Annotated in this window: 18 protein-coding genes and 1 riboswitch; of the genes, 7 read left to right on the top strand and 11 right to left on the bottom strand. The window is 68.1% G+C overall.

What is annotated here, in order from left to right:
* Nucleotides 1-58 precede the first annotated feature (58 nt).
* Genes ABD116_RS08740 through ABD116_RS08730 form a run of 3 tightly spaced genes read right to left on the bottom strand, consistent with a single transcriptional unit; the run spans nt 59 to nt 2,550 of the window.
* On the bottom strand, nt 59-910 hold the full coding sequence (locus tag ABD116_RS08740; RefSeq protein ID WP_343966810.1) for an ABC transporter permease: 852 nt from the start codon (nt 908-910) through the stop codon (nt 59-61).
* Nucleotides 907-1,965: an ABC transporter substrate-binding protein gene (locus tag ABD116_RS08735; RefSeq protein ID WP_343966807.1), complete on the bottom strand. Its 1,059-nt coding sequence runs from the start codon at nt 1,963-1,965 to the stop codon at nt 907-909. Before ABD116_RS08735 ends, ABD116_RS08740 begins: the two co-directional genes overlap by 4 nt.
* Before the next feature lie 21 nt (nt 1,966-1,986).
* Nucleotides 1,987-2,550 (bottom strand): flavin reductase family protein, encoded by a 564-nt coding sequence (locus tag ABD116_RS08730; RefSeq protein ID WP_343966805.1) that lies wholly within the window; start codon nt 2,548-2,550, stop codon nt 1,987-1,989.
* Nucleotides 2,551-2,894: 344 nt separating this feature from the next.
* Between ABD116_RS08730 and ABD116_RS08725 the strand changes: the two genes are divergently transcribed.
* Nucleotides 2,895-3,377, top strand: coding sequence for an RNA polymerase sigma factor (locus ABD116_RS08725; protein WP_343966803.1), 483 nt, complete (start codon nt 2,895-2,897; stop codon nt 3,375-3,377).
* Nucleotides 3,370-3,936 carry a methylated-DNA--[protein]-cysteine S-methyltransferase gene (locus ABD116_RS08720; RefSeq protein ID WP_343966801.1) on the top strand — a complete coding sequence of 189 codons (567 nt, stop codon included), beginning with the start codon at nt 3,370-3,372 and terminating at the stop codon, nt 3,934-3,936. The genes ABD116_RS08725 and ABD116_RS08720 overlap by 8 nt, the downstream gene beginning before the upstream one ends.
* Before the next feature lie 81 nt (nt 3,937-4,017).
* On the opposite strand, the gene ABD116_RS08715 is transcribed toward ABD116_RS08720, so the two are convergent.
* Entirely contained in the window at nt 4,018-4,698 is a 681-nt protein-coding gene (locus ABD116_RS08715; RefSeq protein ID WP_343966799.1) for a class I SAM-dependent methyltransferase, read from the bottom strand.
* A gap of 155 nt (nt 4,699-4,853) precedes the next feature.
* Here ABD116_RS08715 and ABD116_RS08710 point away from each other — a divergent pair, with 155 nt between their 5' ends.
* Nucleotides 4,854-5,564, top strand: coding sequence for a flavodoxin family protein (locus ABD116_RS08710; RefSeq protein ID WP_343966797.1), 711 nt, complete (start codon nt 4,854-4,856; stop codon nt 5,562-5,564).
* Nucleotides 5,565-5,571: 7 nt separating this feature from the next.
* On the top strand, nt 5,572-6,780 hold the full coding sequence (locus ABD116_RS08705; protein ID WP_343966795.1) for a cation:proton antiporter: 1,209 nt from the start codon (nt 5,572-5,574) through the stop codon (nt 6,778-6,780).
* Here ABD116_RS08705 and ABD116_RS08700 read toward each other — a convergent pair.
* The 5 genes from ABD116_RS08700 to ABD116_RS08680 all read right to left on the bottom strand — a co-directional run bounded on the left by ABD116_RS08700 (nt 6,713) and on the right by ABD116_RS08680 (nt 12,178).
* On the bottom strand, nt 6,713-8,047 hold the full coding sequence (locus ABD116_RS08700; protein ID WP_343966793.1) for a purine-cytosine permease family protein: 1,335 nt from the start codon (nt 8,045-8,047) through the stop codon (nt 6,713-6,715). The two genes, ABD116_RS08705 and ABD116_RS08700, sit on opposite strands and share 68 nt — an antisense overlap.
* Nucleotides 8,042-8,167, bottom strand: a riboswitch (TPP riboswitch). It overlaps the preceding gene by 6 nt.
* 21 nt (nt 8,168-8,188) lie before the next feature.
* The gene (locus ABD116_RS08695) at nt 8,189-8,848 is read right to left on the bottom strand and encodes an alpha/beta fold hydrolase (protein WP_343967679.1); all 660 of its coding nucleotides are present in this window, start codon (nt 8,846-8,848) and stop codon (nt 8,189-8,191) included.
* Nucleotides 8,845-9,702, bottom strand: coding sequence for a hypothetical protein (locus tag ABD116_RS08690; protein WP_343966791.1), 858 nt, complete (start codon nt 9,700-9,702; stop codon nt 8,845-8,847). Before ABD116_RS08690 ends, ABD116_RS08695 begins: the two co-directional genes overlap by 4 nt.
* A gap of 60 nt (nt 9,703-9,762) precedes the next feature.
* Nucleotides 9,763-10,620, bottom strand: a complete 858-nt coding sequence (locus tag ABD116_RS08685; protein ID WP_343966789.1) for a DUF3152 domain-containing protein — start codon at nt 10,618-10,620, stop codon at nt 9,763-9,765.
* A gap of 364 nt (nt 10,621-10,984) precedes the next feature.
* Nucleotides 10,985-12,178: an ATP-binding protein gene (locus ABD116_RS08680; protein ID WP_343966787.1), complete on the bottom strand. Its 1,194-nt coding sequence runs from the start codon at nt 12,176-12,178 to the stop codon at nt 10,985-10,987.
* A gap of 166 nt (nt 12,179-12,344) precedes the next feature.
* On the opposite strand from ABD116_RS08680, the gene ABD116_RS08675 reads away from it, so the two are divergent.
* A complete protein-coding gene (locus ABD116_RS08675; RefSeq protein WP_343966785.1) occupies nt 12,345-13,373 on the top strand; it encodes a GTP pyrophosphokinase in 1,029 nt (342 codons plus the stop codon).
* Here the strand turns inward: ABD116_RS08675 and ABD116_RS08670 are convergent.
* Together ABD116_RS08670 and ABD116_RS08665 are read right to left on the bottom strand one after the other, a co-directional pair.
* The gene (locus ABD116_RS08670) at nt 13,370-14,341 is read right to left on the bottom strand and encodes an ArsR/SmtB family transcription factor (protein WP_343966783.1); all 972 of its coding nucleotides are present in this window, start codon (nt 14,339-14,341) and stop codon (nt 13,370-13,372) included. The two genes, ABD116_RS08675 and ABD116_RS08670, sit on opposite strands and share 4 nt — an antisense overlap.
* A 52-nt stretch (nt 14,342-14,393) precedes the next feature.
* Nucleotides 14,394-15,824, bottom strand: a complete 1,431-nt coding sequence (locus ABD116_RS08665; protein ID WP_343966781.1) for an MFS transporter — start codon at nt 15,822-15,824, stop codon at nt 14,394-14,396.
* A gap of 189 nt (nt 15,825-16,013) precedes the next feature.
* Between ABD116_RS08665 and ABD116_RS08660 the strand changes: the two genes are divergently transcribed.
* Together ABD116_RS08660 and ABD116_RS08655 are read left to right on the top strand one after the other, a co-directional pair.
* Nucleotides 16,014-17,777: an ABC transporter ATP-binding protein gene (locus ABD116_RS08660; protein ID WP_343966779.1), complete on the top strand. Its 1,764-nt coding sequence runs from the start codon at nt 16,014-16,016 to the stop codon at nt 17,775-17,777.
* Nucleotides 17,774-19,552, top strand: a complete 1,779-nt coding sequence (locus ABD116_RS08655; RefSeq protein WP_343966777.1) for an ABC transporter ATP-binding protein — start codon at nt 17,774-17,776, stop codon at nt 19,550-19,552. Before ABD116_RS08660 ends, ABD116_RS08655 begins: the two co-directional genes overlap by 4 nt.
* The last annotated feature ends 66 nt before the right edge of the window (nt 19,553-19,618 follow it).

The following is a 19,618-nucleotide window of genomic DNA, read 5'->3' as shown; positions in this document are numbered from 1 at the left end:
ACCTCGACAGCCTTCCCCCCTCCCTCGCTTTCCTTCCTTCCCTTGTTCTTTTCAAGCGTCAGTCCGCCAGTGTGCGTCGCCATGACAGCGTCCTCCTCTGGACCAGTCGGACCGCGCCATCGGAGAGCAGGCCGAGCGCGCCGTACAGGACCAGGCCGACGATGATGATGTCGGTCTGTCCGTAGGTGCGGGCCAGCTCCATCATGTAGCCGATGCCGCTGGTCGAGTTGATCTGCTCGACGACCACCAGCGACAGCCAGGCGGCCGTCACGGCGAAGCGCAGGCCGAGCAGGAATCCGGGCAACGCGCCGGGCAGTACGACCCGGCGGATGAACTCCCAGCGGGACAGCCCGACGGTCTCGGCGAGTTCGACGTACCGGCTGTCGATCGTGCGCAGGCCGTTGTGGGTGTGGATGTAGATCGGCACGAAGACGCCGAGCGTGATGGTGGTGATCTTCATCGACTCGCCGATGCCGAGCCAGAGGATCAGCAGCGGCAGCAAGGCGAGCGACGGGATCGCGCGCTTGATCTGGATCGGCCCGTCGAGGATCGCCTCACCGAGACGGCTCAGGCCCGAGAGCAACGCCAGGACGGTGCCGAGCAGCACGCCGATGCCGAGGCCGGCGAAGGCTCGCTGGGAGGACGTCAGCAGGTTCGACTGGAGCCGGCCGTCCGCGATCAGGTCGCCGGTCGTGGTGACGACGGTCCACGGCGCCGACAGGACGCGCGGATCGAGCAGGCCGGTCGCGGATCCGATCGACCACACCACCAGCAAGAGGATCGGGCCGAGCGCGGCGCCGAACTTGATCTGCCTACCCGGCCCGAGCCGGCGGCGCCGACGGAGCGGTTGAGCGATCGCGCGTTGCTCCCGCTCCCCCGTCCGGAGGCCGGGGATCGCCAGCTGCGTCATCTGGCCGCCGCCTTGATCGCGTCGGAGGCGACGGTCTGGAAGCGCAGGTCGTACAGATCCTTGGCCTGGATCACCGGCTTGCCGGTCTCCTTGGCGAGCAGCTCGATGGTCTCCTGGTGGCGCTTGATCGCGTCGGTCCAGTCACCGCTGATGTCCGGGTGCCCGGCGTTGTCGACCAGCCACTGGCCATCGGCCTCGGTGAGTCCCTGGTCCTTCACGTAGTACCCCTCGATCCATTCCTTGGGGTGCTTGTCGATCCAGTCCTGAGCGACTCCCCACGCGGCGACATAGGCCCGGATCGCGGCCGCCTTGCCCGCGTCCTCGAGCGACTCGGTCGGCCCGTAGAGGTGACCGGCATCATCGCGGAGTCCGTGCTGGATCGTGGTCCCGCCGTCCTTGCCGTACTTCGTCAGGTACCGCTTGATCTGGACGCCGCCGATCGGCGCGACATCGATCTGCTTGGCCGCGAGCGCGTTCGGGTAGACGTCGCCCGTGCTCGGCAGCTCGACGAGCTTGACGTCCTCCTTGGTCAGCCCGGCCTTCTTCAGCACCTTGAGCACGAGCGCGCCCTGCGCCTGGCCCGGGCTGTACGCGATCTTCTTGCCGCGCAGCTCGGCCAGCGTCTTCACCTGTACGCCGGGAGCGATACCGAGCTCGTAGATCGGGTGATTGATCGGGTCCAGCCGGAACTTGGAGGCGACGATCTTGACGTGCAGCCCGGTCCAGGTGGCATGGATCGACGGGATCTCCGCGACCGAGCCGAGGTCCAGCGCATGCGCGCGGAACGCCTCGGTGGTCTGTGGACCACCGCTGAGGTTGGCGAAGGTGGTGTACTTCGAGACCTTGTCGAGCTGGCCCGACAGCTTGAAGGCGACCTGGGTGGCCGGATCGCCGACGACGATCTTGACGCCGTCCGGCACCTCGGTGGGCAGCGGGGCGTCGAGCGCGAGCTTCGCGCCGGTACCGCCGGCTTGGGCGTCGCCGCCGCAGCCGGACAGCAGGGTGACGGCGGCGAGGGCCGCGGCGGCAAGTGCAGCAAGGGATTTCTTGGGCATGAGCTTCATCCAGACAGGGGTTCAGGAGGGCCGGTCGGTGGTTGCGTAGCGACCGTCGTGGTACAGCAACGGCTCGTGTTCGCGGCGTTCGGCGTGGGTGGCGAGCCGGGCCACGACGATGTGGTGATCGGCCACTGCGAAGCGGTGTTCGACGAGAGCCCGCAGGTAGCTCGGGGCCTCGTCCAGTACGGGTTCCCCGGTGCGCAGCCGGGACCAGCGGGTCGGTTCGGCGAACCGGTCGACACCACTGGTGGCGAACCGGCCGGCGATCTCGTGCTGGCCGGCGTCGAGGAAGTTGATCACCAGGCTGTCGGCCCGGTGCACGGTCGGCCAGCTGGACGCGGTGGTGGCGATCGAGAACGACACCAGCGGCGGCAGCAGGCTGACCGAGACGAGCGAGGTCGCGGTGAAGCCGACCGGGCCGTTGCCCGCGTCCGCGGTGATCACCACCACGCCGGCCGCGTGCCGGCGGAACACCGAGCGGAAGATGTCGGCGTCGACGGTGCGCTCCACATCGTCTGGATCCGGTACGACGGTGAGGCCGGGGCGGCTGGGCAGGGCAGGGTTGATCGCATGGACGGACATGTCTCTCCCTCGGGACGGGGCAGGGACGACCGGCAGCGGACAGGCAGGATCAACCGCAACCGGACGGGTGGGGTAGCAGCTGGCTCAGTGGCCAGGAGGCGTCGTCGCCGTCACGTGGACAGGCGGTGGTGCGACGTACTAGCGACAGGTCGCGCTGGAGGTGCGCATCTGGTCGATGACGCGACGGCGCGTCAGCAGACTGCTGATCAGCACCGGCAAGTTCGTCGTCATGTCAACGACTCTCTCATCAAAGTCCACTGGAAAACTAGACAATCTCGGTATTCGATACGACAGTCCAGGGAGCACCCTCACATCTCGCGACGTGCATGCGTTCTACTGACGTGATGCTTTCCTTACCGCCGTTCCAGGCGCTCATCGACGATCACTGGCGCGACGTCGCCAGGCTCGCCCGGGCGCTGGCCGGACCGGTCGACGGCGACGACGTGGCCCAGCGCGCCTGGGAGAAGGCCTTCGCCGCCTATCCGAACCTCACCTCGGCACGGAACCTGCGCAGCTGGCTGCTCACCATCACCGCCCGCTGCGCGACCGACGTGCACCGAGCCCGCAAACCACAGACACCCCTCGACGACGCGCCCCCGATCGCCGTCGACGGCCCGGAGGCCGTCGACTTCCCCGATCCGGAGCTCTGGCAGGCCGTGAAGGACCTGCCCGAGCGGCAACGCGTCGCCGTCACGCTCAAGTACGTCGGCGACCTGGACCACCATGGCGTGGCCGCCGCTCTGGACACCACGCCCGCCGCATCCCGCCGACTCGTCAGCGATGCGCTCGCGACCTTGCGTACCAAACTCGGAGTGGATCATGACTGACCTCGAAGGCCGGCTGAGCCGGCTCACCCATGGAGGCGCCCGCCCGCCGGTCCTGCCGACCGCAGACGTCTCCTACACCCTGCACGACACCCCCATCGGCACGCTGCTGCTCGCGGTCGCGGGCGACCGGGTGGTGGCCAGCTCCTTCGGCGACGAGGAGACGCTGACCGGCAGGCTGGCCCGCGCGATCTCCCCGCGGGTACTACGCCAGCCCGGGCCACTCGACGACGTCCGGCGGCAATTGGACGAATACCTGACAGGTCAACGAAAGGCGTTTGAATTAAATGTTGACCTGACCCTGGCGACACCATTCCAGCGGCTCGTACTGACCGATCTCCCCGATCACACCAGCTACGGCAAGACGACGACGTACGGGCAGGTCGCAGGTGAGATCGACCGGCCGAAGGCTGCCCGGGCAGTCGGTACCGCGCTCGGCGCGAACCCCTTGTGCGTCGTGATTCCCTGCCACCGGGTGATCGGCGCGAGCGGGGCACTCACCGGGTACGCCGGCGGCCTGGAGGCGAAGCGGTTCCTGCTGAATCTTGAATCGAAAAGTTAACTTTTCCGGCGGTCGATCGTTTTCTTTATACTCGGGTGAAAGCAGCAGGTCCCCAATGTGGAGTGGGGACCTGCTGTTCTTTTATTCGTTGCCGGGTTGGTGGATTTCCAGGATGAGCCGGCGACGGCCGCCCCACTCGCGCTTGTAGACCTTGTAGTCCTTGATGCCCGCCGCGGCGCAGAGCCGGCCGTAGCTGGCCTCGTCGTGGATGTAGTGGACGCTGCTGGTGCCGAAGTGCTCGGTGGTGACGATCCGGTGCTCGGGGCCCTGCCGCAGCCCGTTGGCGATCTCCGAGGCGGTCGCCGGGCCCCAGACCGGCCCCTCGATCACGGCGAGCCCGCCAGGGCGTAGTACCCGGGAGATCTCCCAGATCGTCGACATCTGCTCGTCCTCGGCGAACAGCTCGTGGAACGCCGTCCACAGGCAGAGCACCGCGTCGAAGGAGTCCGACTTGTACGGCAGGTCCGTCATCGATCCGATCGCCCAGTCGATCGACAGCTCTTCTTCTCGCGCCTTGGCCTGACCGGCCTCGACCAGGTTCGGGGAGATGTCCAGAGCTCGCACGGTCTTGCCCGCCCGCCGCAACGGCAGGCTGATCCGGCCGTAGCCGCAGCACAGGTCCAGTACGGACTCCCGGCCCTCCAGGAGCTCTTCGACGGCCTGGACGATGGCGGCGTCACTTTCCGGCGTGGTGCGACTGGCCAGCCCCTCGACCCCGAGTTCTTCGTACTCGGCCCGGCTGCGCAGTGCAGAGTTCAGCATTGCGCCAGTATCCCGGCCACGCTGGGTCACTGTCAGTATCGGGAACCGGATCGAGACCTTCCGAAGTCGGCGAACGGTAATCGTGCGGCTCTCGTGCGGGACCAGGCTGGGCGATGACACTGAGCCACAGCAACGACTTCACCCGAAGGAGAGCCATGTCCACCACCAGCTACGACGATCTGCGCGCGCTGTTCATCAACTGCACGCTGAAGCGGTCGCCCGAGCGCAGCAACACCGAGGGTCTGATCGACGTGAGCAGGCACATCCTGGAGAAGCAGGGCGTAGCGGTCGAGGTGATCCGGGCGATCGACCACGACATCGCCACCGGCGTCTGGCCGGACATGACCGAGCACGGCTGGGCGAGCGACGAGTGGCCCGCCCTGCAGGAGAAGGTGATGGCGGCCGACATCCTGGTGATCGCCGGACCGATCTGGCTGGGCGACAACAGCTCGGTGACCAAGAAGGTGATCGAGCGGCTCTACGCGAACTCCTCGATCCTCAACGCCGCCGGGCAGTACGCGTACTACGGCAGGGTCGGCGGCTGTGTCATCACCGGCAACGAGGACGGCGTCAAGCACTGCGCGATGAACGTGCTCTACAGCCTGCAGCACCTCGGCTACACGATCCCGCCGCAGGCCGACGCCGGCTGGATCGGCGAAGCCGGCCCGGGTCCGTCGTACCTGGATGAAGGATCCGGTGGCCCGCAGAACGACTTCACCAACCGGAACACGACCTTCATGACCTGGAACCTGTTGCACCTGGCAAGGATGCTGAAGGACGCCGGCGGCATTCCCGCCTACGGCAACCAGCGGTCCGAGTGGGACGCGGGCTCACGCTTCGACTTCGAGAACCCCGAGTACCGCTGAGCCTGCGATGCCCGCCGTGGAGTTCGGCAATCTCTTCGCCGTCACCCTGATCGCGCTGCTGGCGCCGCTCCTGCTCGGACTTCGGCCGGCGCTGCGGATCCCCGCCGTCGTGCTGGAGATCGTCGCCGGCATCGCGCTCGGCCCGCACGCTCTCGGGGTGATCGACATCGACCTGCCGGTACAGATCGTCTCGCTGCTCGGGCTGGCCTTCCTGTTGTTCCTCGCCGGGCTCGAGATCGACCTGCACCAGCTCCGCGGCCGGGTACTGCGGCTCGCGATACTCGGCTATCTCGTGACGCTCGCCGTCGGTGTCGCGGCCGGGTTCGGCTTCTCGGCGGCGGGCTGGGTGAAGAGCCCGTTCCTGCTGGCGGTCACGCTGTCCGCCACCTCGCTCGGCCTCGTCGTACCGGTCTTGAAGGACGCCCGGCAAGCCGATGGCGAGGTCGGGCGACTGGCGGTCGCTTCGGCCTCGGTGGCTGACTTCGCCGCGGTACTCGTGCTCTCGCTGGTGTTCTCGACCGAGGGCGGCAGCCCCGGCGAGCGGGTGGTGATGCTCGTACTGTTCGCAGCGCTGGTCGCTATCGCGGGACTGGTGGTAGCGACGGCCGGGCGGTCGCGGCAGATCGAGATGGCGCTGTTCCGGCTGCAGGACACGACAGCCGAGATCCGGGTGCGGGCCGCCGTGGTGCTGCTCGTCGCCTTCGTGGTGCTCGCCGGCCGGTTCGGGCTGGAGACGATTCTCGGTGCGTTCCTGGCCGGTGCGGTGGTCGGTCTGGTCGATCGCGACTCCCGGTCGCATCCGCAGTTCCGGGTCAAGCTGGAGGCGCTGGGCTACGGCTTCCTGATTCCGGTGTTCTTCGTGACCAGTGGACTGCGACTGGATCTCAGCGGGCTGGTCGACGACCCGGCGGCGATGCTCCGGGTGCCGTTGTTCCTGCTGGCGTTGCTGCTGGCTCGCGGAGTACCGGCGCTGCTGTCGCTGCGGGCACTCGGTCCCCGGCCGACGGGGGCGGTGGCGTTGCTGCAGGCAACCTCGTTGCCGTTCATCGTGACCGCGAGCCAGATCGGGACGGCGACCGGGCTGATGTCCCCGGTCACCGCCGCCGCTCTGGTCTGCGCGGGATTGCTGTCGGTGCTGCTCTTTCCCGTTATCGCGTTGACGTTGCTGGACGGCGACCGAGCCGGCCGAACAGGATCGCGGCCAGCATCGAGATGATGATGGAGGTGTAGGTCGCGCCGAGCCAGCCTGGTACGGCGTGGTTGTCGAAGAGGGACTGCTGGAGGTCGAGCCAGAACGGCGACCAGCCCTCGACCGTGCCGGGGTTGACGAGCTGGTAGGCGACGAAGCCGAACACCCAGGCCAGCGTGGGCTGCCAACGGAACCTGGCGGTCTCGGAGACGTCCCAGTTCATCTTGCTCACCACGAAGAAGTCGGCGATCGCGACCGCGAACAACGGGATGAAGACGGAGCCGATCAGGTAGAGGAACTGGGTGTAGTTGCCCAGGTCAACGAACAGCGCGAGCACGGTGGCGAGGATGCCGATGGCGATCGAGATCCAGCGCCGGTCGATGTGCCCGATCAGGTTGTGCGCGGCCATCGTGGTCGAGTAGACGTTCGCGTAGGCCTCGTCGACCTCGTCCACCAGCAGGACGAACAACGCGATCGCGCCGGCCGGCAGGGTGACCAGCGCGGTGATGACGTCGGTGCTGTTGGTCTGCAGGGTGGCGACGGCGATCACACCGAGTGCGTAGTACAGGATCGCGGCGAGGCCGTAGCCGAAGGCTGAACCGGCGAAGGCCGCCTTGTTCGTACGTGAGTGCCGGGTGTAGTCGGCGGCGAGGGGCGCGAAGGATACGACGCCGGCCGCAGCGAGGTCGACGCCGGGCCAGAAGCCGAAGACGCCGTCCTGCGGGAGGTCGTGGACCGGCTTGCTGAGCACCTGGATGAACAGGTAGACCGAGGCGAGCAGGACGAGCCAGACCATGAACTTGCGCAGCAGCTTCACACTGCCGAGCGGCCGGACGGCCATCGCGGTGGCGATGAAGCCGGCGATCAGGACGAACAGCCAGCGCCAGCGCTCACTCGTCACGGCGACGGCCGCCTGGGAGATCACGATGATCTCCATCGTGGCCCAGCCGATGTTCTGCGCGATGTTGAGCACGGTCGGCGCCATCGAGCCGCGGCGGCCGAACAGCCCGCGCAGGCTGGCCATCGCGGGCGCGCCGGTGTGCGAGCCGAAGACGGCGGCGCCGCCGAGCACCAGGGCGCCGATCCCGCAGCCGACCACGACGGCGATCAGGCCCTTCACCAGGGAGCCCGTGTACGCCGCGACGAGCGCGCCGGTCACCGGGCCGAACAGCGAGATGCCGAAGTTGCCCCAGAGCGTGAACTGGTCGAGGAACCCCAAGGTGCGGGGCGCGTCCGTGGTCAGGACGAGCGGCGCCTCGGTGGCGGTGGACGTGCGTGCAGCGGTAGTGGTCATGGCTGACCTGCTCCCTACGCCGGCATTACCCGGTCAGGTTCAGGCGGTCGGCGACCCGGCTGCTTCCAGCTCGTCGCCCTCTCAGCCCGCCAATCGGCGCGAGCTCCCGCGGAGGTTTGTTACTTCGTCAACGATAACGCGTCATTGACCGTTGTATACACCGACCGCCCGCTTGATGAACGTCACAACCTCTTCGCCGTTCGTCAGCACCGGCATGTGAGCACCGGTCGGCAGCGTCCAGGCCTGCGCTCCTGCCAGGTCGGCGATTCGCTGGGCCCAGTCGGCCGGTGACAGGCTGTCGTGCTCGCTGCGGACGACCGCTGTCGGGCAGGTGACCCCGCGGATCGCTGCTGCGAGGTCGTAGTGCCTGGCGACCTCCATCGCGCGGGCCATCGACACCAGTCCGGTGCGGGCGTACTGGGGAGCCAGGATGGGCACCACGCTCGGCGACTCCCACACTGCCGAGCGGAGCCATCTGGCGGCGAGAGTCGGCCAGTCTGAGGCGGTGACGTCTCCGGTGGGGCCGATCAGTACAAGGGCCTTCACCAGGCCGGGCTGGGCGAGGGCGGCTGCGACCACTATCTGGCAGCTGGCCGAGTGGCCGACCAGGACTGCTGGGCCGTTGACGTGCTCGAGCAGGCGGGTGGCCAGGGCTTCGGTGTGGAGGTCGTCGTCGGGGCCAGCCGGATCGCCGTACCCGGGGAGGGTGACGATCTCGTACGGCGTGGTGAGGTGCTGGACGGTCGGGGCATAGGACTCCGGCCCGAGGCCCAGCCCGGGAACCAGGACGACCTGGGTCACTCCCAAGGCGGGCGGTCCGGGGCTTGCTGGACTACGGGGTTGCGTACTTCCGGCTTGAGCTCGCGGTAGCCGAGGGCTAGGCCGACGGTGAGGATGAGGAGGCCGGTGCCGCCCCAGGCGTATGCGGTGGGGAGGCGGTGGAGGGAGTCGTCGATGGCGCCCATGCCGGTGGTCAGGACCATCACGAACCAGACCAGGATCGGGATGAGGGACAGGGCGACCAGGCCTAGGCCGGTCAGCTCTATCGGGTCTGGCTGGCGGTCGGCCTTGCGGCGGTTGAGCACGTCGCGCAGCCACATGCCTAGGGCGGCCAGGCCGACTATGAGGGTCAGGAGCTGGCCGATGGTGTCGATCGCGTCCGTGCGGAGCGGGTGGTTCAGCGGGGAGCCGGGGAGCTGGGAGATCTCCCGGAGCGAGATGCGCTGGACTGAGATGACCAGTAGTCCGTAGATGCCGGCGATGACGGCGGCTAGGAGGACTACCCGGGCTGCGCGGGGGTCGCGGGCCGGTGGGCGACCGTACGTCGGCAGCTCGTGGGGCTGGGGGTTGGCGGGCGGGCCGTAGGGAGCACCGGGGCGGTAGGCCGGCGGCTGGTTATAGGCCGGGGGTGGTGGCTGCTCGCCGTACTGGGGCGGTACGCCGTACTGCGGCGGCTGGCCGGGTTGCGGCTGATAGGCGCCGGGCTGACCTTGATACGGGCCGGGCTGTGGGGCGTACGGGCCGGGCTGGGTGGTGCTGGTGCCTTGGGCATAGGTGTTGCCGCCGTAGGGGGCCGGCTTGGCGTAGTGGTCGTCCTCGGGGGACTCGTCGGGGTTGTCACCCCGGCCGTAGGTGGGGAAGTCCTGTGACGACATTCGCTGCGCCCTCCCGCTCACTCAGACCGTCTTCCGGACAGGTTCTCACGGGGAGAGGATCTAGGTGGCTTTGACTGTCGGCCAGGCGTTGGGGAGGCAGCCGGCCAGGCCCTTGGTCTGCTGCATCATCACCGGTGCGGGGGTGTTCGGCTTGGTACAGAGCGAGTGGCCGTGGCCGAGCGCGTGGCCCACCTCGTGGTTGACCAGATAGCTGCGGTAGAGGTCGACCTTGCCGGCGTAGGCCGGTACGGCGTACATCCAGCGCTTGGCGTTGAGCACCACGCGGTTCTCGACCCGGCAGGAGACCTCGCCGCCGGTATCGAGCGGCAGGCACAGCTTGTCGGTCAGCGTCGGAGTCGCGACGATCACGCGCAGGTCGGCGTCGACCTTGTCGGTCCGCTCGAACCGTACCGGCCCGAGCGCCTGCCAGCCGCGCGGGTCGGTGAGCGTCTTGTGGATCTCGGCCGCGACCTTTTCCCCGTTGAGGGACAGCCCGTCCTCGATCTCGACCCGGTAGGTGAGCTTGTTGCGCGGCTCGGTCGCCCGCGCGAACCCGGACACCACCAGCAAACGCCCGGTCGACACGGTGACATTCGGCTTGGACCCCTTGGGCCGCCGGGTCAGAGTCGGTGCCGGCCGCAACGGTGTGGTGAACGTTGCCGTCGGCGTCGGCACATGCGTCGGCTTGGCGACCGGAGCCTGCGTCGGCTCGCTCTTCGCAACCACACTGCCACTGAACTGCGCGGCCAGATTGCGCTCCTGAGTGGCGTCAGGATGCACCACCATCACCACCCCGAGCACCGCCAGCGCGGTCACCGAGAACCACTGCGCCTTGTACGACTTCCGCCGGCTGTGCCGCCCCGACTTCACTCGGCGCACACCACTCCCCGAACGCCGCCCACTTCGCCCGGTAGTCATCTCGACTCACCCTATCGACTCCGAGTTACATCACGAAAGGGCAACTTCCGCGACAACGACATACAAGGTCACCGCCGCCAGGAACGGCCCCTCCGCAAGCCCCTCCAGCCACCGCCGTCCGGCACTCGCCGACAGGTACCCCGCCTCGATCGCGCGCTCGGTATTCCGCTGAAACCCGAAGACCTGATCCGCCGCCCGCAACTCCCGAACACCGAGGTCACCGGCAACACCGTCGGTACGTCGAACCCAGCCGACACCGCCAGCCGCGCCAACTGCCGCCCGATCACCCCGTTGCGAACAACCTTCTCCGCAACGTGCCGCGCATACCCCCGAGACACCTCAGCATCCTGACTTCAGGAAGTTCCTAGGCGGTTCGGGTGCGGAGGAATTTGCCGAAGTGGGGGACTGTGAAGGCTACTGTGCCGCGTTCGGCGGAGAAGACGAGGCCTTTTTTGATGAGGCCGTCTCGGGCTGGGGAGAGGGACTGGGGTTTGCGGTTGAGGGTGGTGGCAACCTCGGCGGTGGGGACTGAACCGTCGTCGGCGTTGATGCCCAGCTCGGCCATGGCTCGCATATATTCGCGTTCGGCGGGGGTGGCGCGTTCGTAGCGGGAGCCGAAGAAGCCGACCGTTAGTTCGGCGGAGGCTTCGGGGCCGGCTACCGCGACGTCCTTGATGGTGATGGGGCTGGTCGGGGCGTGGTCCCAGGTGGCGTGGGCGAAGGCCTGGACGAAGTACGGGTAGCCGTCGGTCTGGGCGTAGAGCTCGTCGAGGGCTTCCTCTTCGAAGGTGACGCCCTCGGTTTCGGCGGGGACCATCAGGGCCCGGTCGCAGGCCTCGCGGGACAGGCGGTCGACGCGGACGTAGCGGAAGAGGCGTTCGGAGTAGGACTTGCTGGCGGACAGGACAGCAGGAAGGTGCGGGAGACCGGCGCCTACTACGACCAGGGCGGCGCTCTGCTGGCTGATCTCGTGGCAGGCGGCGCACAGCGCGGACAGGTCGTCGGCGCTGATGTCCTGCATCTCGTCGATGAACAGCCCGACCCCCACCGACAGGTCGCCGGCCAGGTCGGCGGCATCGGCGAACAGCTCGATCAGGTCCATCTCCAGGTCGCCCGAGTCGGCCCGGCCCTTCGCAGCGACCACATCCACCGGCGGCTGCCACCGGATGCCCTTGCGATCGTTCAGCCCGGTACGCAGCGCAAAGGCCTTCAGTACTGCGCTGAACTCGTCGACCCGATCGGAGTCGCGGTGCCGGTGCCCGAGCTCCCGCATCGCCGTGTGCAGCGCCTGCGCGATCGGCAGCCGGATGCTCTGGTCCGGCCGCGCCTCGATCTTGCCGGTACCCCAGGCGCGCTTGATCGCCTGGCTCCGCAGCGTGTTGAGCAGGACCGTCTTGCCGACCCCGCGCAGCCCCGACAGCACCAGGCTACGCTCCGGCCGTCCCGCCGCAACACGTTCGAGTACTACCTCGAACTGCCGCACCTCGGTGTCGCGTCCGGCCAGCTCGGGCGGGCGCTGGCCGGCGCCGGGCGCATAGGGATTCCGGATCGGATCCATGCATTTCACTCTATGAGGCTGTCTAGTGTTTTCCTTAGATTTCGCTAGTCAACCCGATCGCGTGTCGCTGTTCTGTCAGCTTCTGCCCATATCTAGCGAAAATACTAGAAAACGCTAGACACGCGTAGCGCAGCCTAGGAACCACGATCAGCACTATGGTCTGCGCATGGGTGGGGCTGAGCTGCAGGACTGGACGGTGCAGGCGGCTGCGCAGTACGAGCGGACGCATCAGCAGTACGTCGGTGGCGCCCGGAAGCTGGAAGCGCTGATCAACGAGCTGATCGGCGAGGAAGAGGGCATCAACTACCTCAGCGCGACGGCCCGGGCCAAGGACCCCGAGTCGTTCCTGGCGAAGGCCTCCAAACCGCATCCGGACGATCCCGCCAAACCGAAGTACGACGATCCGCTCAACCAGATCACTGACCTGGTCGCGGCCCGGATCATCACCTTCCTGGTCGAGGCCGTCGACCGGGTCTGCGAGGTGATCGAGTCGGAGTTCGAGATCGTCGAGCACACTGACATGGGTGCGCACACTCGCGCCCAAGGCGCCTTCGGGTACGCGAGCAAGCACTACCTGGTACGCCTGAACGCCCACCGCCGGGAGCTGCCGGAGTACGCGGTGCTGAAGAACCTGACGATGGAGATCCAGGTCCGTACCGCCGTCCAGCACGCCTGGGCCGAGTTCGAGCACGACATCCGCTACAAGCTGGACATCCCGCCGGACCGCAAGCCCGAGTTCGACCGGCGCTTCCTGCTCGCCGCCGCGCTGATGGAGCTGGCGGACAACGAGTTCGCCGAGATCGACAAGCTGTACCGCGAACTGGCCGCCGCCGAGCCCGACGCGGCGCCGATGGACCTGACGACGGCAACGCTCACGACGTACCTGACCAGGCGCTACCCGGACGCCCCGCACGCGAAGACGAACCACTACGCGTGGATCCTCGGCATCCTGGCCCAGCTCGGCGTCACCACCGAGGACCAGCTGACCGAGCTACTGCAGGACATCGACAGCAATGCCGTCCAAGCGGCCATGACCCATCGCTTCCCGGCCGGTACCGTCCGCCGGCTCGACGACGACCTGCTGGCGGCGAAGGGCTCGGAGTACGTGGACCTCTTCCCGGCGGAGGAACGTCGGCAGAAGATCCTGCGCGGCCGCTTGAAGGCGCTCGCCCGGGCCGGCCTGTTCGAGGGCTAGCGCGGCCGCTGGCGTAGTAGTGCCGCACCGAGTGGGGTGAGGACGTGCAGCACTGTCTTGTCGGCGCGGTGGGTTGTGATCAGGCCGCTGTCGCGGAGGACGGTCAGGTGATGGCTGGTGGTGGGGGCGCCGATGCCTACCTGGACTGCTATCTCTCCGGCGGTCAGACCGGAGGCGGTGGACCGCAGTACGGCAGCGCGGGTTTTGCCGAGCAGGGCTGCCGCAGTCACCTCTGCGTTCTTGGGGTTGGGCGGTTCAGCTAGTACCGGGTAGACGAGGACCGGCGAGAGTTCTGTGTCCGCCAGAGTGATGGCGTTCTGCCAGCAGAAGTAGGACGGGACCAGGCGGAGGCCGCGGCCGGCCAGGTGGATGGTTCGGTTGACGGGGTAGCGGACCTCGAGGACTGGCGAGCGCCACCGCATCAGGGGTTGGAAGCTGCTCAGTAGTCGGTCGGGGCCGCCCCGGGCCAGCGCGCGAGCTCGGGTCGCCCGGTCCGCTGCGAGCTCTGCGGAGATCAGGTCGGAGTGCGGCTCGATCACTTTCTGGTGGTACGTCCGCAGGGCGGCACCGAGGTCGGAGCGCAGGTCGCCGGCGGCCAGCCGAGGACCCCACGAAGGAGCCTGGTGGACCAGTGCCAGCGTCTTGAGTTCATCGGTGACCCGTTCGGACGGGGTCGACAAGATGGCGTCGATGTCGGCCTCGAGGCCGTCAGGCGCGGCCGGCGGGGTGAGGAAGTCGGGGAAGTACGCGGCCCGGGGGAACAACGGCAGGAGCATCGAGGTGACCTGCTTGCGCAGTACAGGCTCGGTCAGCGTCTCGGAGGCAGCGCGGTACCAGGGCGCGTAGGCCCACCGGCCCCGCCTGGTCTGGAGCCGGTCGAGACTGTTCGCGATCTCCCACAGCGGGTCGGCAGTCGCGGCGACCCGGACCTGGGAGAGGTCGTCTTCGGTGAAGATCACTCGCAGCATGTCGCCCCCAGTCGGCCTCGACTACAGATCGAAGGCGAGCGGCGACGCCCTGTCAAGCAATTCGAGCTGGGGACTCCATCTGGTTGGCGACGCGGGCCGCTGTGGCGCGTGCCCAGCGGCCGCTGGTGATCAGTCCGAAGACGAGAACCAGTACGCCGCAACACGCGATGATGTACCACCCCAGCCGGGCCGCCGAGACGAAGCCGGTCTCCAGCGGGCCGGTCAATCGGGCGGTCAGCACGGTACCGACGATCGCGACCCCCAGCGATGCGCCGACCTGGCGACTCGTCGAGGCGATCGCCGCGGCGACACCGGCCTGCGAGCGAGGCATCCCGGACACGGCCGCGTTGGTGATCGGCGAGTTGAGCATGCCGAAGCCGAGGCCGAAGATCAGGTACCCGAGCAGCAGCAACGGGACGGCGGTGGTGGCGGTCAACTGGGCGAGGATCAGCCCACTCAGGGCGAGCATCGTGCCGGCGACCACCAGCGGCAGCCGCGGCCCACGATTACCGACGAGCCAGCCGGAGACCGGGGCGAAGATCACCGTCATCGCGGCCATCGGCAGCGTCAGCAGGCCCGCGTGCAGCGCGGTGAAGCCCCGAACCTCTTGCAAATAAAGGGAATTCAGGAACAGGAAGCCAGACAACGCGGCGAACCCGGCCACCGCGATCAGCGTCGCGCCGGAGAAGGGAGCGCTGCGGAAGAACCGCGGATCGAGCAATGGCTGCTCACGCCGGCGCTCGTACAGAACCAGCGCGACCATCGACAGCACCACGACGACGAAGCACGAGATGATCAGCGGCGAACCCCAGCCGGCCGACCGGCCCTCGATGATCCCGTAGGTCAGCCCGACCAGGAACAGGATCACCAGTGACTGCCCGACCGGATCGAGCCGGCGCGCGACCGCCGCCCGCGACTCGGGGACGAAGAACGCGGTCAGCAACAAGGCCACGAGCACCACGGGCACGTTGACGAAGAAGATGAACCGCCAGCCGGCCGAGTCGACCAGCGCGCCGCCGACCACCGGGCCGACCGACATGCTCAGCCCGACCACGCCACCCCAGACGCCGATCGCCTGGGCGCGTTCGCGCGGATCCGTGAAGGTGTTGGTGATGATCGACATCGCGACCGGGTTGAGCATCGAGCCGCCGATCGCCTGCAGCATCCGGAACGCGATCAGCAGGCCGACCGTCGGTGCGAACCCGCAGGCCAGCGAGCCGAGCCCGAACAGCACCAGCCCGGCCTGGAAGGTCCGCCGCCGGCCGATCCGGTCCGCGGTCGAGCCGGACAGCATCAGCAGGCTGGCGATCACCAGCGTGTAGGCATCGATCGTCCACTGCAATTTGGAGACCGAGGCGTTCAGCTCGGACCGGATCGACGGCAGCGCGAGATTCACCACGGTCGAGTCGAGGCCCACGATGAACAGGCTCAGGCAACAGATCGCCAGCACCAGCAACCGACGCCGCCGACTCAGCTCCTGCACTCGTCTCCCTCGCTCCGGACCCGTTGAAGACTGTACTACCCAGTACCGCACCGCCCGCGCCGGAACCGTTTCCAGCCGCCTCGATCCGGCCGCCGGAAAAGCCTTGGCGAAGTGTCGGCGGGCCCACCTAGTCTGGATCCATTCGCCTGATCAGGTCCGAACAAGCCCCTCTAGTTCCTTTGGGACGTCATGTCGCTGCGCCTCATTCCGTTCGCCGATCCGGGTGTGCCAGACACCCGGTCCGGCCTCCGTCTCATACTCTGGCTCGAACACCAGCAGCTACGTGGTCAGGCCGTAGCGCTCTGCTGGGGTCTGCTGTACTTCGGTGGCATCGCCGCCGCCCCCGTCGCGGTCGGGCTGGCCGTCCAGGCCGTGATCGACAAGTCCTGGCCGAAGCTCTTCGTGGCCGGCCTGTTGCTGCTCGCGATGGGTGCCGCGAAGGCGGGCGCCGACTCGTTCTTCCACAAGGCCGTCGTCACCAACTGGATCGCCACCGCGTCCCGGCTCCAGCAACTGCTGTCCCGCAAGGCTGCTGAACTGGGCTCGATGCTGACCCGCCGGATCGCGGCCGGCGAGGTGGTCGCGGTCAGCAGCGGTGACGTCGAGAAGATCGGCTGGTTCGTCGAGGTGCTCGGCCGGTTCACGGCCGCGTTGCTGACCTGCTTCGCGGTGGTCGTCGGCCTGCTCTTCTACGAGCCACGACTCGGCCTGGTGGTGCTGGTCGCCGTACCGATCCTGGCTTTCTCGATCGTGCCGCTGATGGGTCCCGCCGAGCGTCGCGCCGACGCGCAGCGGGCCAAGGGCGGCCGCGCGACCGAGCTGGCTGCCGACACGGTGGCCGGTCTGCGCGTGTTGCGTGGCATCGGCGGTGAGCAGCTCTTCCTCGACCGCTACCGGGCGGCCTCCCAGGAGTACAGGCAGAGCGCAGTCCGCAGCGCGCGGATGTGGTCGCTGATCGCGGCCATCCAGGTGCTGCTGTTCGGGCTGTTCCTGGTGCTGATCGTCTGGCTGGGAGTCGGGCTGGTCACCGATGGGCACATCAGCGTCGGCGAGCTCGTCACGACGTACGGGTTCATCACCTTCATGCTCGTTCCGCTGCACACCTTCGAGGAGACGGCGAGCGCGTTCATCTTCTCCAAGGTGTCCGCGCGGCGTGCTGCTCGCGTGCTGTCGCTGCAGCGGATGGACGACAGCAAGGGGACAGCTGAGGCCGAGGTGCCGCACGGTGATCTGGTCGACCCGTTGTCCGGGCTGACCGTGCCGACCGGGAGCTTCACGGCCGTGGTCTGTGGCAACCCGGATGCAGGCGGTCTGCTCGCGGACCGCCTCGGCGGTCACAGTCCCGAGGCCGAGCCGGGCGACCCGTCCGTCCTGCTGGGTGGCGTCGCCCTCGACGACCTCCCGCTGTACTCCGCAAGGACCGCAGTGCTCGTGCAGGACAAGGACCCTGTACTGCTCTCAGGCACCGTCCGTGAGCTGTTCGACGTACCGGCGAGTGGAGCCGTGTCGGTCGAGGCAGCCCTCGATGCGGCTCAGTGCGCCGACATCCTCGACGTACTGCGTCAGTCGCTGCCTGACGGCGGCACTGATGCCACGGCAGCCGTGCTGACCGAGCGCGGCCGGTCCCTGTCAGGTGGACAGCGGCAGCGGGTCGCGCTGGCCCGTTCCCTGTACGTCGATCCCGCGGTGCTCGTGCTCGACGAGCCGACGAGTGCCGTAGACGCCCACACGGAGGCGCGGATCGCGGACAGCCTGCGGTCCCTCCGGTCGGGCCGGACCACCGTGGTGTTCACCTCGAGCCCGCTGATGCTGGACCGGGCTGAGCGGGTCGTGTTCGTGCCGGACGGCCGGGTGGACGCCGTCGGCACCCACCACGAACTGCTGCACACCAACGCGCGCTACCGCGCGGTGGTCACCCGTGAAGACGAGCCAACTCTTGAGGAGTCGCTGTGAAGCGCCCCGAGTACGACCCGGCAGCCCCGCAGGAGGCGGCTCGCCTGCCGGTGGCCGGTACCGCGACGGTGTCGGCCTATCTGAAAACGCTGTTCCGCAGGCACCGGCGTGCCTTCGGCTGGCTGACGCTGGTGAACGCAGTGGCGGCGCTGAGCGGCATGGTCGGGCCCTACCTGCTCGGCAACGTGGTGGAGAAGCTGTCGCTCGGTGAGACCGATGTCGACCTTCCCTATGTGGTGCTGGGCTTCGTCATCGCCCTTGCCGTGCAGACGGTCTTCGTCCGGCTCACCCGGCTCCGCGGCGCGGTGCTGGGTGAGGAGATGCTCGCGGACCTTCGCGAGGACTTCCTGGTCCGTGCCGTCGCGCTGCCGCCCGGCGTGCTGGAGCGGGCCGGCACGGGTGACCTGCTGTCCCGGATCACCACTGACGTGGACCGTCTCTCGCACGCCATGCGAGATGCGGTGCCGCAGTTGACCATCGCGGTGATCTGGGCCGGGCTGCTGATCGGCGCCCTGATCGTGACGGCGCCCGAGCTGGCCGTGGCGATCGTCATCGCCGCGCCGATCCTGATCATCGGTGGCCGCTGGTACTTCCGCCGCGCGCCATCGGCGTACCGGTCCGAGGCTGCGGGCTATGCGGCCGTCGCCTCGGCGCTGGCCGAGACTGTCGACGCCGGGCGGACCGTCGAGTCGCACCGGCTCGGCAACCGCCGGGTGAAGATGGGTGACACCCGCATCGGCCAGTGGGTCGCCTGGGAGCGGTACACGCTGTCCCTGCGGATGGTGCTCTTCCCGGTGATCAACATGACCCACACGGTCGCGCTGGCCGCGGTGCTGGTGATCGGTGGTGGGTTGTCGATCAAGGGCTGGATCACCGTCGGCGCACTGACCACGGGTGCGCTCTACATCCAGATGCTGGTCGAGCCGGTCAACATGATGATCCGCTGGTACGACGAACTGCAGGTGGCCCAGGTATCGCTGGCTCGCCTGGTCGGCGTGCGAGAGATCGAGGAAGAGACGGCTGCCGCGCAGGACGAGCCCGAGGGTCGGACTGTGCTGGCTGACGAGGTTCGGTTCGGTTACCTGGAAGGCCGCGACGTGCTGCACGGCGTCACGCTGACCGTCGAGCCCGGTGCCCGGGTTGCTCTCGTAGGCCCTTCAGGAGCAGGGAAATCGACGCTCGGCCGGCTACTGGCCGGGATCTACTCGCCACGGGTGGGTGACATCACCCTGGGTGGGGCGGCGCTGGACAAGATGTCTGCCGAGCAGGTGCGGAGCCACGTGGCGCTGGTGAACCAGGAGCACCACGTGTTCGTCGGTACCGTCCGGGACAACCTGCGACTGGCCCGGCCCGCTGCTGCCGACGCAGAGCTGTGGACTGCCTTGCGGGCGGTCGATGCGCATGCGTGGGTGGCCGGGTTCGAGCACGGCCTCGACACGGAGGTCGGGTCGGGTGGAGTCTCGCTGACTCCGGCACAGGCACAGCAGGTCGCACTGGCCCGGCTGGTCCTGGCCGACCCCCACACGCTGGTCTTGGACGAGGCGACCTCGTTGATGGACCCGCGTGCGGCCCGTCATCTGGAGCGGTCGCTGGCCGGAGTACTGGAAGGCAGGACGGTCGTCGCGATCGCCCACCGGCTGCACACCGCGCACGACGCGGATGTAATCGCGGTGGTCGAGGACGGCCGGATCGTCGAGCTGGGCGGCCACGACGAACTAGTAGGAGCCCAAGGCCCCTACGCGGCTCTCTGGCACTCCTGGCACGGCGAACGCTGACCTAGCTGGGTGAGGGGCATCAAGCCCCTCACCCAGCACCTTGCACGAAGTTGCAGACCACAGTGG

It is taken from the genome of Kribbella koreensis (assembly GCF_039525325.1).
In the GTDB taxonomy this organism is placed as follows: Bacteria; Actinomycetota; Actinomycetes; order Propionibacteriales; family Kribbellaceae; genus Kribbella; species Kribbella koreensis.
Note: the sequence above shows the minus strand (reverse complement) of the source record. Positions and strands in the feature narration are given on the sequence as shown.

What these genes read in the sequence shown, in the direction of transcription:
- ABD116_RS08740 (WP_343966810.1), bottom strand. Translation starts at nt 910, where the DNA reads ATGACGCAGCTGGCGATCCCCGGCCTCCGGACGGGGGAGCGGGAGCAA.
- ABD116_RS08735 (WP_343966807.1), bottom strand. Translation starts at nt 1,965, where the DNA reads ATGCCCAAGAAATCCCTTGCTGCACTTGCCGCCGCGGCCCTCGCCGCC.
- ABD116_RS08730 (WP_343966805.1), bottom strand. Translation starts at nt 2,550, where the DNA reads ATGTCCGTCCATGCGATCAACCCTGCCCTGCCCAGCCGCCCCGGCCTC.
- ABD116_RS08725 (WP_343966803.1), top strand. Translation starts at nt 2,895, where the DNA reads ATGCTTTCCTTACCGCCGTTCCAGGCGCTCATCGACGATCACTGGCGC.
- ABD116_RS08720 (WP_343966801.1), top strand. Translation starts at nt 3,370, where the DNA reads ATGACTGACCTCGAAGGCCGGCTGAGCCGGCTCACCCATGGAGGCGCC.
- ABD116_RS08715 (WP_343966799.1), bottom strand. Translation starts at nt 4,698, where the DNA reads ATGCTGAACTCTGCACTGCGCAGCCGGGCCGAGTACGAAGAACTCGGG.
- ABD116_RS08710 (WP_343966797.1), top strand. Translation starts at nt 4,854, where the DNA reads ATGTCCACCACCAGCTACGACGATCTGCGCGCGCTGTTCATCAACTGC.
- ABD116_RS08705 (WP_343966795.1), top strand. Translation starts at nt 5,572, where the DNA reads ATGCCCGCCGTGGAGTTCGGCAATCTCTTCGCCGTCACCCTGATCGCG.
- ABD116_RS08700 (WP_343966793.1), bottom strand. Translation starts at nt 8,047, where the DNA reads ATGACCACTACCGCTGCACGCACGTCCACCGCCACCGAGGCGCCGCTC.
- ABD116_RS08690 (WP_343966791.1), bottom strand. Translation starts at nt 9,702, where the DNA reads ATGTCGTCACAGGACTTCCCCACCTACGGCCGGGGTGACAACCCCGAC.
- ABD116_RS08685 (WP_343966789.1), bottom strand. Translation starts at nt 10,620, where the DNA reads ATGACTACCGGGCGAAGTGGGCGGCGTTCGGGGAGTGGTGTGCGCCGA.
- ABD116_RS08680 (WP_343966787.1), bottom strand. Translation starts at nt 12,178, where the DNA reads ATGGATCCGATCCGGAATCCCTATGCGCCCGGCGCCGGCCAGCGCCCG.
- ABD116_RS08675 (WP_343966785.1), top strand. Translation starts at nt 12,345, where the DNA reads ATGGGTGGGGCTGAGCTGCAGGACTGGACGGTGCAGGCGGCTGCGCAG.
- ABD116_RS08670 (WP_343966783.1), bottom strand. Translation starts at nt 14,341, where the DNA reads ATGCTGCGAGTGATCTTCACCGAAGACGACCTCTCCCAGGTCCGGGTC.
- ABD116_RS08660 (WP_343966779.1), top strand. Translation starts at nt 16,014, where the DNA reads ATGTCGCTGCGCCTCATTCCGTTCGCCGATCCGGGTGTGCCAGACACC.